General features: G+C 41.3%; 10 protein-coding genes and 1 other annotated feature. All 10 genes read left to right on the top strand.

The features are described 5' to 3' along the window. Positions 1-69: 69 nt before the first annotated feature. The 10 genes from rplK (at position 70) to rpsG (ending at position 12,080) form a co-directional block, all read left to right on the top strand. Entirely contained in the window at positions 70-495 is a 426-nt protein-coding gene (gene rplK / locus EDD69_RS12950) for a 50S ribosomal protein L11 (RefSeq protein WP_165871795.1), read from the top strand. 101 nt (positions 496-596) lie between these two features. Next, positions 597-1,298, top strand: a complete 702-nt coding sequence (rplA, locus tag EDD69_RS12945; protein ID WP_132949348.1) for a 50S ribosomal protein L1 — start codon at positions 597-599, stop codon at positions 1,296-1,298. A gap of 53 nt (positions 1,299-1,351) precedes the next feature. Then, positions 1,352-1,500: a sequence feature (ribosomal protein L10 leader region), on the top strand. Between the two features lie 42 nt (positions 1,501-1,542). Further along, positions 1,543-2,043, top strand: a complete 501-nt coding sequence (gene rplJ, locus EDD69_RS12940; RefSeq protein ID WP_132949347.1) for a 50S ribosomal protein L10 — start codon at positions 1,543-1,545, stop codon at positions 2,041-2,043. Between the two features lie 46 nt (positions 2,044-2,089). After that, positions 2,090-2,455 carry a 50S ribosomal protein L7/L12 gene (rplL, locus tag EDD69_RS12935; protein ID WP_132949346.1) on the top strand — a complete coding sequence of 122 codons (366 nt, stop codon included), beginning with the start codon at positions 2,090-2,092 and terminating at the stop codon, positions 2,453-2,455. Between the two features lie 108 nt (positions 2,456-2,563). Then, entirely contained in the window at positions 2,564-3,166 is a 603-nt protein-coding gene (locus tag EDD69_RS12930; protein ID WP_132949345.1) for a class I SAM-dependent methyltransferase, read from the top strand. Between the two features lie 221 nt (positions 3,167-3,387). After that, positions 3,388-6,948: a DNA-directed RNA polymerase subunit beta gene (gene rpoB / locus EDD69_RS12925; protein WP_132949344.1), complete on the top strand. Its 3,561-nt coding sequence runs from the start codon at positions 3,388-3,390 to the stop codon at positions 6,946-6,948. 118 nt (positions 6,949-7,066) lie between these two features. After that, positions 7,067-10,666, top strand: coding sequence for a DNA-directed RNA polymerase subunit beta' (gene rpoC / locus EDD69_RS12920; protein ID WP_132949343.1), 3,600 nt, complete (start codon positions 7,067-7,069; stop codon positions 10,664-10,666). A 127-nt stretch (positions 10,667-10,793) separates the two neighbouring features. After that, positions 10,794-11,042: a 50S ribosomal protein L7ae-like protein gene (locus EDD69_RS12915; RefSeq protein ID WP_132949342.1), complete on the top strand. Its 249-nt coding sequence runs from the start codon at positions 10,794-10,796 to the stop codon at positions 11,040-11,042. A gap of 103 nt (positions 11,043-11,145) precedes the next feature. Next, positions 11,146-11,568: a 30S ribosomal protein S12 gene (rpsL, locus tag EDD69_RS12910; RefSeq protein ID WP_132949341.1), complete on the top strand. Its 423-nt coding sequence runs from the start codon at positions 11,146-11,148 to the stop codon at positions 11,566-11,568. A gap of 41 nt (positions 11,569-11,609) precedes the next feature. After that, complete coding sequence (gene rpsG / locus EDD69_RS12905; RefSeq protein ID WP_132949340.1) at positions 11,610-12,080, top strand: 30S ribosomal protein S7; 471 nt, start codon at positions 11,610-11,612, stop codon at positions 12,078-12,080. Positions 12,081-12,170 lie beyond the last annotated feature (90 nt).

Here is a 12,170-nt window from a genome sequence, read left to right as displayed (position 1 = left end):
TGCTTTTCATATATGGAGTGGGAGGGAACATCCCTAATACCACATCACGGACTTAAGGAGGTGTGTCTCGTGGCTAAAAAAGTAATCAAAGTTGTAAAATTGCAAATTCCTGCAGGTAAAGCGAACCCAGCACCACCAGTAGGTCCTGCATTAGGTCAAGCTGGTGTTAATATCATGGGATTCTGTAAAGAATTCAACGCTCGTACAGCTGATCAAGCAGGTTTGATCATTCCTGTTGAAATTACGGTATATGAAGACCGTTCATTTACATTTATTACGAAAACTCCGCCTGCTGCAGTATTGCTTAAAAAAGCAGCTGGTATCGAGTCAGGTTCTGGTGAGCCAAATCGTAATAAAGTAGCAACAATCAAGCGTGATAAAGTACGCGAGATTGCTGAAACGAAAATGCCAGACCTAAATGCGGCGAGCATTGAAGCTGCTATGCGCATGATCGAAGGAACTGCGCGCAGCATGGGTATTGTCATCGAAGACTAATTGATGGCTTACAAAGGTTGCGAAAGCGGAATAAGTGGTTTTCGCAACCTTTATTCGTGGGAGGTCTTTCCGCTAAAACCACAATTAAGGAGGAAATAAAAATGCCAAAAAGAGGAAAAAGATATTTAGAGGCAGCGAAGTTAGTTGATCGCACAAAAGCTTATTCTGTTGCAGAAGCAATTGAATTAGTAAAGAAAACAAACATCGCGAAATTTGATGCAACTGTAGAAGTAGCATTCCGTTTAGGAGTAGACCCTAAAAAAGCGGATCAACAAATTCGCGGTGCGGTTGTATTGCCACACGGTACAGGTAAAGTACAACGCGTGTTAGTTTTCGCAAAAGGTGAAAAAGCGAAAGAAGCGGAAGCTGCAGGCGCAGATTACGTTGGAGATACAGATTACATCAACAAAATTCAACAAGGTTGGTTCGAGTTTGATGTGATCGTTGCGACACCTGATATGATGGGTGAAGTAGGTAAAATCGGTCGCATCTTAGGTCCAAAAGGATTAATGCCAAACCCTAAAACAGGAACAGTTACATTTGATGTTGAGAAAGCTGTAAAAGAGATTAAAGCTGGTAAAGTAGAATACCGTGTAGACAAAGCGGGTAACATCCATGTGCCAATCGGTAAAATTTCTTTTGAAAACGAGAAGTTAATTGAAAACTTCACAACTATTTATGAAACAATCTTGAAAGTAAAACCAGCTGCAGCGAAAGGTACGTACGTGAAAAACGTAACAGTTACTTCAACAATGGGACCTGGTATTAAAGTAGATCCTGCTACTTTCCCAGTTGCTCGATAAGATAAATAGTTGACTTTTATATAATCGTTGTAGTATATTAATTGTTGTTTGAAAAGTGAATATCATTTGTACCGTAGACAGTAGGTGTCCGAGAAGGGCTTAATTTCCTACCGAGGTGTTTAAACGTATAGAGAAGTGCGTGTTATAGCACTTTTAGGGTACCTCCATGTCTGCGTTGACATGGAGTTTTTTTGTTGAACGGTATAAATGGTGTTGAATTTTGATTTCTACAGGAGGTGTAAACATGAGCAGCGCACTTGAACAAAAGAAACAATTAGTAGCAGAAATCGCTGAAAAGCTTCGCGCTAGCAAATCAACGATCATCGTTGATTATCGCGGTTTAAACGTAGCGGAAGTAACAGAACTTCGTAAACAACTTCGCGAAGCAGGCGTTGAGTTCAAAGTGTACAAAAACACATTAACTCGTCGCGCTGCTGCTGAAGCAGGTTTAGAAGGTTTGGACGAAATATTAACAGGTCCAAACGCGATTGCATTCAGCAACGATGATGTTGTAGCTCCTGCGAAAATTTTGAACGAATTCACTAAAAAGTATGAAGCGTTAAAAATTAAAGCAGGAATTATCGAAGGAAACTTGGCAACTGTTGAAGAAGTTAAAGCACTTGCTGAGCTTCCATCTCGCGAGGGCTTGCTTTCTATGTTGCTTAGCGTCCTTCAAGCACCTATTCGCAACTTTGCTCTTGTTACAAAAGCAGTTGCTGATAAAAAAGAAGAACAAGGTGCTTAATTTACAACTAATCTAAAAAAATAACGATTAAGGAGGAAGATCGATCATGACTAAAGAACAAATCATTGAAGCGGTTAAAAATATGACTGTTTTAGAATTAAACGAATTAGTAAAAGCAATCGAAGAAGAGTTTGGTGTAACTGCTGCTGCTCCTGTAGTAGTTGCTGGCGGTGCTGCTGGTGGTGCTGCTGCTGAAGAGAAAACTGAATTTGATGTCATCCTTACTGATGGCGGTGCACAAAAAATTAAAGTTATCAAAGTTGTACGCGAACTTACTGGCCTTGGCTTAAAAGAAGCGAAAGACTTAGTTGACAACACTCCAAAACCAGTTAAAGAAGGCGTTTCTAAAGAAGAAGCTGAAGAAATCAAAGCTAAACTTGAAGAAGCTGGCGCTAGCGTAGAAATTAAGTAATGTCAGCTTGCATATAAAAAGCTCGCTCGTAGTGGCGAGCTTTTTTGTGTTTTGATGGCGATTCGTTTACAATAAAGACGGAAAAGAACACAAGGAAGGTGAAAATGGTTGAGTGAACATTATTATTCCAATCGTCCATCCGTAGCAAGTCAGCCGTTTGATTGGACATTTACATTGAGAGGGCACCAATTTACATTTACAGCTGATCATGGAGTTTTTTCAAAAAAAGAAGTTGATTTTGGTTCAAGATTGTTAATTGAAACATTTACAGAACCAGATATTGAAGGGGATTTTTTAGATGTTGGTTGTGGATATGGACCGATTGGTTTAGCCTTCGCAAAGGATTTCCCGCATCGAACAGTAGAAATGATCGATATTAACGAACGGGCGATTGAGTTAGCGATCATCAATAAACAAAGAAATCAAATTGATAACGCTCGCATTTACATAAGCGATTTATTTAGCAATGTTGGTGAAAAAAAATTTGCAGCAATTGTTACGAATCCGCCTATTCGTGCTGGAAAATCAATCGTTCACTCCATTTTTGAGCAAAGTCTGAACTATTTACTGCCTCAAGGAGAACTGTGGGTTGTTATTCAGAAAAAACAAGGAGCTCCTTCAGCATTAGAAAAAATCCAATCTCTTTTTCCAGAAGTCGATGTCGTCACAAAGAAAAAAGGTTATTACATTATTAAGGCAAAAAAAAGTTGACGTTAAATTCTCTATATGATACCATTATAAAATGCTAAATGTGTATTTTTTAGTTTACACATATTGCGTATGTATGTATAATTTTAGCTTTAATGGAAAAACTTATAAAATATATAATAGGTCAAACATGTGGTTTTCTTATAAGAAACCATTTCTTTTTTGTCTTATGACAAGTGGAAAACTTGTCAAGATATAAATGTTTGATTTGAGGGGTGAATCAGTTGACAGGTCAACTAGTTCAATATGGACGACACCGCCAACGAAGAAGTTATGCGCGCATTAGTGAAGTATTAGAATTGCCTAATCTTATTGAAATTCAAACTTCTTCTTATAAGTGGTTTCTTGAAGAGGGTTTACGTGAAATGTTTCAAGACATTTCACCAATTGAAGATTTTACTGGTAACTTAGCGCTTGAATTTATTGATTATAGCTTAGGGGAACCAAAGTATTCTGTTGAGGAAGCAAAAGAACGAGATGTTACATATGCAGCACCGCTTCGTGTAAAGGTACGCCTCATTAATAAAGAGACAGGTGAAGTTAAAGAACAAGATGTCTTTATGGGAGATTTTCCTTTAATGACAGAAACGGGAACGTTCATTATTAACGGTGCTGAACGTGTCATCGTTTCTCAGCTTGTTCGTTCACCAAGTGTGTATTATAGTGGAAAAGTTGATAAAAATGGAAAACGTGGTTTTTCCGCAACTGTTATTCCAAACCGAGGTGCGTGGTTAGAATACGAAACGGATGCCAAAGATGTTGTTTACGTTCGTATTGATCGTACGCGAAAATTGCCTGTTACCGTGCTTTTACGCGCTCTTGGGTTTGGATCTGATCAAGAAATCATCGATTTGCTCGGTGATAATGAGTACATTCGCAACACGCTTGAAAAAGATAATACAGAAAGTACAGAAAAAGCGTTACTTGAAATTTATGAGCGTTTACGTCCAGGTGAACCACCGACAGTCGAAAACGCTAAAAACTTATTGATTTCTCGCTTTTTTGATCCAAAACGCTACGATTTAGCGAGCGTTGGTCGTTATAAAATCAATAAGAAACTTCATATTAAAAATCGCCTATTTGGTCAACGTTTAGCGGAAACACTTGTTGATCCAGAGACAGGTGAAATTATCGCTGAAAAAGGAACAGTGCTCGATCGTAGAACATTAGATCGCATTTTACCTCATTTAGAAAAAGGGATCGGAGTTAGAACATATCGTCCAATTGGTGGGGTAGTGGAAGAAGAGTTTTCACTACAATCCATTAAAATTTATGCTCCAAATGATCCAGATGGCGAAAAAGTTATCAATGTCATTAGCAATGGATATATTCCAGAAACAGTGAAGCATATCACTCCTGCAGACATCATTGCATCCATCAGCTATTTCTTTAACTTGCTGCATGGAGTCGGTGATACGGATGATATTGACCATTTAGGAAATCGTCGTCTACGTTCTGTCGGTGAATTGCTACAAAACCAATTCCGAATTGGTCTTTCCCGCATGGAACGTGTCGTTCGCGAAAGAATGTCTATCCAAGATACAAACACGATTACGCCGCAACAACTCATTAACATTCGACCGGTCATTGCTGCGATTAAAGAGTTTTTCGGCAGCTCACAATTGTCTCAATTTATGGATCAGACGAATCCGTTAGCAGAGTTAACGCATAAACGTCGTCTTTCTGCTTTAGGACCAGGTGGATTGACGCGTGAACGTGCAGGATTTGAGGTGCGTGACGTTCACTATTCTCACTATGGTCGTATGTGTCCGATTGAAACACCAGAAGGTCCGAACATCGGTTTAATTAACTCGTTATCAACATATGCCAAAGTCAATAAATTTGGATTTATTGAGACTCCATATCGTCGTGTTGATCCGGAAACAGGAAAAGTTACAAATCAAATTGATTATTTAACAGCAGACGAAGAAGACAACTATGTGGTGGCTCAAGCCAATGCAAGAATTGCTGAAGACGGAACGTTTTTAGATGAAAATATCGTTGCTCGTTTCCGCGGTGAAAATATTGTCGTGAAACGTGACCGTGTCGATTACATGGACGTATCACCAAAACAAGTTGTATCGGCGGCAACAGCTTGCATCCCATTCTTAGAAAATGACGACTCAAACCGTGCTTTAATGGGTGCAAACATGCAGCGCCAAGCTGTTCCGTTGTTACAACCAGAGGCGCCGATTGTCGGTACGGGAATGGAATATGTAACAGCCAAAGACTCTGGAGCGGCTGTGATTTGTAAGCATCGAGGCATCGTTGAGCGAGTGGAAGCAAAAGAAATTTGGGTTCGTCGCCTAATTGAAGTAGACGGAAAAGAAGTAAAAGGAGATCTTGATAAATATCGTCTTCTAAAATTCGTTCGTTCGAACCAAGGAACATGCTATAACCAACGTCCGATTGTAAAAGTCGGCGACATCGTTGAAAAAGGTGAAATTCTCGCTGACGGTCCATCGATGGAAAAAGGAGAGCTTGCACTCGGACGAAATGTTCTTGTTGCGTTTATGACATGGGACGGATATAACTACGAAGACGCTATTATTATGAGTGAGCGTCTTGTGAAAGAAGATGTATACACGTCCATCCATATTGAAGAATATGAAGCTGAGGCACGCGATACAAAGCTAGGCCCAGAGGAAATTACACGCGATATTCCGAACGTTGGTGAAGATGCGCTTCGCAACTTAGATGAGCGTGGAATTGTCCGAATCGGTGCCGAAGTGAAAGACGGCGACTTGCTTGTAGGTAAAGTAACTCCAAAAGGCGTTACTGAATTGACAGCCGAAGAACGCCTATTGCATGCGATCTTCGGTGAAAAAGCTCGTGAAGTACGCGATACATCGCTTCGTGTTCCACACGGAGGCGGCGGTATCGTGTTGGATGTAAAAGTGTTTAATCGCGAAGATGGCGATGAGCTACCACCGGGAGTTAACCAATTAGTGCGCGTATATATCGTGCAAAAACGGAAAATTTCCGAAGGTGACAAAATGGCTGGTCGCCACGGTAACAAAGGTGTTATTTCGCGAATTTTACCTGAAGAAGACATGCCGTTTTTACCGGATGGAACACCGATTGATATCATGTTAAACCCGTTGGGCGTACCTTCACGAATGAACATTGGACAGGTGCTTGAATTGCATCTTGGTATGGCAGCGAAAAAACTAGGAATTTACGTTGCCTCTCCTGTATTCGATGGAGCGCGTGAAGAAGATGTATGGGCGACATTGGAAGAAGCAGGAATGCCGCGTGACGCTAAAACGGTCCTTTATGACGGTCGAACAGGAGAGCCATTCGATAATCGCGTTTCAGTTGGAATTATGTACATGATTAAACTTGCGCACATGGTTGACGATAAATTACATGCTCGTTCGACTGGTCCTTACTCGCTCGTTACACAACAACCACTTGGCGGAAAAGCTCAATTCGGTGGTCAACGTTTCGGTGAGATGGAAGTATGGGCGCTTGAAGCTTATGGTGCCGCTTATACATTGCAAGAAATTCTCACGGTTAAATCAGACGATGTTATTGGTCGTGTGAAAACATATGAAGCTATTGTTAAAGGTGAGAATGTCCCTGAACCAGGTGTTCCTGAATCGTTTAAAGTCTTAATTAAAGAGCTACAAAGCTTAGGAATGGACGTTACGATTTTATCTAGCGATGAAAAAGAAATTAATATGGAAAATTTCGGCGAAGATGATGATTCTCAACAAGTAGAAGTCATTCCAACAAAAGATGAATCTGCTAAAGAAGAGAAAGACGCTGTTGCGAAAGAATAACAGATTGTATGGCTTAGCCATCAAATTGTGAAACGGTCTTGAATCGACTTTAACCGTGCCAGAGATTCAGAATAAGCAATAAGGGTAAAACCTGGAGATTAAGAGGGAGGTAGGCCCCTTGCTAGATGTAAACAAGTTTGAATATATGAAAATTGGACTCGCTTCACCAGAAAAAATTCGTTCTTGGTCATATGGTGAAGTGAAAAAGCCGGAAACCATTAACTACCGTACATTAAAACCTGAAAAAGATGGCCTGTTCTGTGAGCGCATTTTCGGTCCAACGAAGGACTGGGAATGTCATTGTGGAAAATATAAGCGCGTTCGTTATAAAGGTGTCGTCTGCGACCGATGCGGTGTAGAGGTAACTCGTGCAAAAGTTCGCCGTGAGCGCATGGGTCATATTGAACTAGCAGCACCTGTTTCACATATTTGGTATTTCAAAGGAATCCCTAGCCGCATGGGGCTTGTCTTAGACATGTCCCCGCGCGCGCTAGAGGAAGTTATTTACTTCGCTTCTTATGTTGTTACAGATCCAGGCGATACTCCGCTTGAAAAGAAACAACTTCTTTCTGAGAAAGAGTATCGCGCTTATCGCGAAAAATATGGAAATTCATTCCAAGCATCAATGGGAGCAGAAGCGATTAAAAAGCTTCTGCAAGATATCGATCTTGAAAAGGAAGTAGAGGCTTTAAAAGAAGAGTTGAAAACGGCGCAAGGCCAACGCCGTGCACGTACGATCAAACGCCTCGAAGTATTAGAAGCATTCCGTAATTCCGGAAATGATCCGTCTTGGATGGTTCTTGATGTTCTTCCGGTTATTCCGCCTGAATTGCGCCCGATGGTTCAGCTTGATGGCGGTCGTTTCGCTACTTCTGATTTAAATGACTTATACCGCCGAGTTATTAACCGAAACAATCGTCTAAAACGATTGTTAGATCTGGGTGCACCAAACATCATCGTGCAAAACGAAAAACGGATGCTTCAAGAAGCGGTTGACGCACTGATCGATAACGGTCGTCGCGGTCGTCCTGTAACGGGTCCGGGAAATCGTCCGCTAAAATCTCTTTCGCATATGTTAAAAGGAAAACAAGGTCGTTTCCGTCAAAACTTGCTTGGTAAACGTGTAGACTACTCTGGTCGTTCCGTTATCGTTGTCGGTCCGAACTTAAAAATGTATCAGTGCGGCTTGCCGAAAGAAATGGCGCTAGAGCTATTCAAGCCGTTTGTGATGAAAGAACTTGTTGAGCGCGGATTGGCTCATAACATTAAAAGCGCTAAACGGAAAATTGAACGTGTACATCCAGAGGTTTGGGATGTTTTAGAAGATGTTATTAAGGAACATCCTGTATTGCTAAACCGTGCTCCAACATTGCACAGACTTGGTATTCAAGCATTCGAACCAACGCTTGTAGAAGGTCGTGCTATTCGTCTTCACCCGCTCGTTTGTACAGCTTATAACGCTGACTTCGACGGAGACCAAATGGCGGTACACGTGCCGTTATCAGCAGAAGCACAAGCGGAAGCTCGATTGCTCATGCTTGCAGCGCAAAACATTCTGAACCCGAAAGACGGAAAACCGGTCGTTACTCCTTCACAAGACATGGTTTTAGGTAACTATTACTTAACAATGGAACGTGAAGGCGCGATTGGCGAAGGAATGGTATTCAAAGATACAGATGAAGCGCTGCTTGCTTATCATAACGGTTATGTTCATTTACACTCTCGAATTGCCGTTCACGCTGGTTCGTTAAAAAATGAAACGTTCACGGAAGAACAAAATCAAAAGTTATTAATTACAACAGTAGGTAAGCTTATCTTCAACGAAATCTTACCGAAGTCATTCCCATATATTAACGAACCAACGAAAGAAAACATTGAAGGACGGACACCAGATAAATACTTCTTGGATAAAGGAGTTAACGTCAAAGAAGAAATTCGCAAGCGCGAACTTGTTCCGCCGTTCAAGAAAAAAGTTCTCGGAGATATCATCGCTGAGGTGTTCAAGCGATTCAAGATTACCGAGACATCAAAAATGCTTGACCGCATGAAGGATTTAGGTTTCCAATATTCTACAAAAGCTGGTATTACGATTGGGGTAGCTGACATCGTTGTCTTGCCTGAAAAACAAGAAATCCTACAAGAAGCAGAAGCAAAAGTCGACACAGTATTGAAACAATTTAGACGCGGTCTCATTACGGATGAAGAGCGTTATGAGCGCGTAATCTCAATCTGGAGCGAAGCAAAAGATAAAATTCAAAGCCGCCTAATGGCTTCGTTGGATAAGCGTAACCCAATCTTTATGATGAGTGACTCTGGAGCCCGCGGTAACGCATCGAACTTCACACAGCTAGCGGGTATGCGCGGTCTCATGGCAAACCCAGCTGGTCGAATTATTGAGTTGCCGATTAAATCATCATTCCGTGAAGGTTTAACCGTATTGGAGTACTTCATCTCCACGCACGGTGCGCGTAAAGGTCTTGCGGATACGGCGTTAAAAACAGCTGACTCTGGTTATTTAACACGCCGTCTTGTTGACGTTGCACAAGATGTAATCGTTCGTGAAGATGATTGCGGTACAGATCGCGGTACGCTTGTAAGAGCGCTTAAAGACGGTACAGAGGTCATCGTTAAATTAGAGGAACGCTTAGTCGGACGATATGCACGGAAAACAGTGAAACACCCTGAGACAGGTGAAATTCTTGTTAGAGAAAATGAAATGATTACTGAAGATATCGCAAGTGCTATCGTGAAAGCTGGTATCGAAGAAGTTTGGATTCGTTCGGCGTTCACATGTAATACGCGTCACGGTGTATGTAAAAAATGTTACGGACGCAACTTAGCGACAGGCGCAGAAGTTGAAGTAGGTGAAGCGGTAGGTATTATCGCTGCACAATCAATCGGTGAGCCTGGTACACAGTTAACGATGCGTACGTTCCATACAGGTGGCGTAGCGGGAGATGACATTACACAAGGTTTACCGCGTGTTCAAGAGCTGTTTGAAGCACGCAATCCGAAAGGTCAAGCGATTATTTCTGAAATTGACGGCGTAGTCGTTTCTATTAACGAAACTCGCGATCGTCAACAAGAAATCGTTGTGAAAGGCGAAGTAGAAACACGCACATATACTGCTCCGTATAGCGCAAGATTAAAAGTTCAAGAAGGCCAGCAAGTTGAGCGTGGTCAAGAACTGACAGAAGGTTCAATCGATCCGAAAGAACTATTAAAAGTAAGAGATATTACAGCTGTGCAAGAATACTTGTTGCGTGAAGTGCAAAAAGTATATCGCATGCAAGGAGTAGAAATTAGCGACAAGCACATCGAGGTAATGGTTCGTCAAATGCTTCGCAAAGTTCGCGTCATCGATGCGGGGGATACAGATTTACTCCCTGGTACGCTCCTTGATATTCATCAATTTACGGATGCAAATGAAAAAGTATTACTTGAAGGCAAAAGACCGGCAACAGCTCGTCCGGTATTGCTTGGAATTACGAAAGCATCTCTTGAAACGGATTCATTCTTGTCAGCGGCTTCGTTCCAAGAAACGACTCGCGTGTTAACAGATGCGGCTATTAAAGGTAAACGCGACGAGTTGCTTGGACTAAAAGAAAACGTCATTATCGGTAAACTTGTTCCTGCGGGAACAGGAATGGCACGTTATCGTAAGGTGAAACCTGTGATCAAAGTTAAAAAAGACGAGGATGCTGTAACATCTAAATAAAAAATGCTCATTACCGACGAGAATTTCTCGTCGGTAATGAATAAAAAATTATAGTTGACATGTCGATAAGAAAGTGTTAGCATAATAAAGGTGTTCCAAAAACCTGTTACTTTGGAGGATATGTTACATGTCTTATGAAAAAGTATCACAGGCTGAGAAAATTGTGGTTGGAACAAAACAAACAGTCAGAGCTCTAAAAGAAGGAAAAGTACAGGAAGTAGTTGTGGCCGAAGATGCGGATCCGGCTATTGTCGATAAAGTCATTTCGCTCGCAAATGAAAACAACATTCCTGTTTTGAAAGTGGATTCTATGAAAAAACTTGGAAAGGTTTGCGGGATTCAAGTAGGAGCGGCGACTGTTGGGATTATCCGTTAAAAACTGTTTTTGTGGTTTTCACTACAAAAACTTTGTTTTTGTATAAAAATGAACCACCTGGATGTGTGGACTTGAATTCGATTGTGAAGGGAGGAAATTTATCATGCCTACAATTAACCAGCTCGTACGCAAAGGTCGTACAAAAAAGGTAGTAAAATCTAAATCCCCTGCGTTAAATAAAGGGTACAACAGCTTCAAAAAAATCCAAACAAACGTATACTCTCCGCAAAAACGTGGAGTATGTACACGTGTAGGTACAATGACACCGAAAAAACCAAACTCAGCGCTTCGTAAGTATGCTCGTGTACGTTTAACAAACGGTATCGAGGTAACAGCTTATATCCCAGGTATCGGTCATAACTTACAAGAGCACAGCGTTGTATTGATCCGCGGTGGACGTGTAAAAGACTTGCCAGGGGTACGTTACCACATCATTCGTGGTGCTTTAGATACAGCTGGTGTAGCGAACCGTATGCAAGGTCGTTCTAAGTACGGTGCGAAGAAACCTAAAGCAGCTAAGAAGTAATTTAAAAGTAAAAATGATTTTTGTTGAAAGGAGGAAAACTAATGCCACGTAAAGGTCCGGTTCCTAAAAGAGATGTGTTACCAGATCCAATTTACAATTCAAAACTAGTTACTCGTTTAATCAACAAAATTATGATTGACGGTAAAAAAGGTAAGGCACAAAAAATTCTTTACACTGCGTTTGACATCATTCGTGAACGCACAGGTAAAGATCCAATGGAAGTATTCGAACAAGCATTAAAAAATGTCATGCCAGTTCTTGAAGTAAGAGCTCGTCGCGTTGGTGGAGCAAACTACCAAGTTCCTGTAGAGGTGCGTCCAGAACGTCGTACAACTTTAGGTCTTCGCTGGCTTGTAAACTACGCTCGTCTTCGTAACGAAAAAACAATGGAAGAGCGTTTAGCAAACGAAATTATGGATGCTGCTAACAACACTGGTGCGGCAGTGAAAAAACGCGAAGACACTCACAAAATGGCAGAAGCAAACAAAGCGTTTGCACACTATCGTTGGTAATTTTCCAACTAAACTAAGAATAGGTGAGAGCGATGAGGTTGAAACTAAAACGGGAATGCTCATCGCTTGTTCACCTATCTTCCTATATTT

Origin of the sequence: Thermolongibacillus altinsuensis, assembly GCF_004341205.1 — a bacterium.
GTDB lineage: Bacteria > Bacillota > Bacilli > Bacillales > Anoxybacillaceae > Thermolongibacillus > Thermolongibacillus altinsuensis.
This window is presented reverse-complemented; position numbering and strand designations above follow the sequence as displayed.

Excerpts from the sequence above, each read along its gene's own strand:
- rpsL (WP_132949341.1), top strand. The coding sequence starts at position 11,146 with ATGCCTACAATTAACCAGCTCGTACGCAAAGGTCGTACAAAAAAGGTA.
- rplL (WP_132949346.1), top strand. The coding sequence starts at position 2,090 with ATGACTAAAGAACAAATCATTGAAGCGGTTAAAAATATGACTGTTTTA.
- rpsG (WP_132949340.1), top strand. The coding sequence starts at position 11,610 with ATGCCACGTAAAGGTCCGGTTCCTAAAAGAGATGTGTTACCAGATCCA.
- rplA (WP_132949348.1), top strand. The coding sequence starts at position 597 with ATGCCAAAAAGAGGAAAAAGATATTTAGAGGCAGCGAAGTTAGTTGAT.
- EDD69_RS12915 (WP_132949342.1), top strand. The coding sequence starts at position 10,794 with ATGTCTTATGAAAAAGTATCACAGGCTGAGAAAATTGTGGTTGGAACA.
- rplJ (WP_132949347.1), top strand. The coding sequence starts at position 1,543 with ATGAGCAGCGCACTTGAACAAAAGAAACAATTAGTAGCAGAAATCGCT.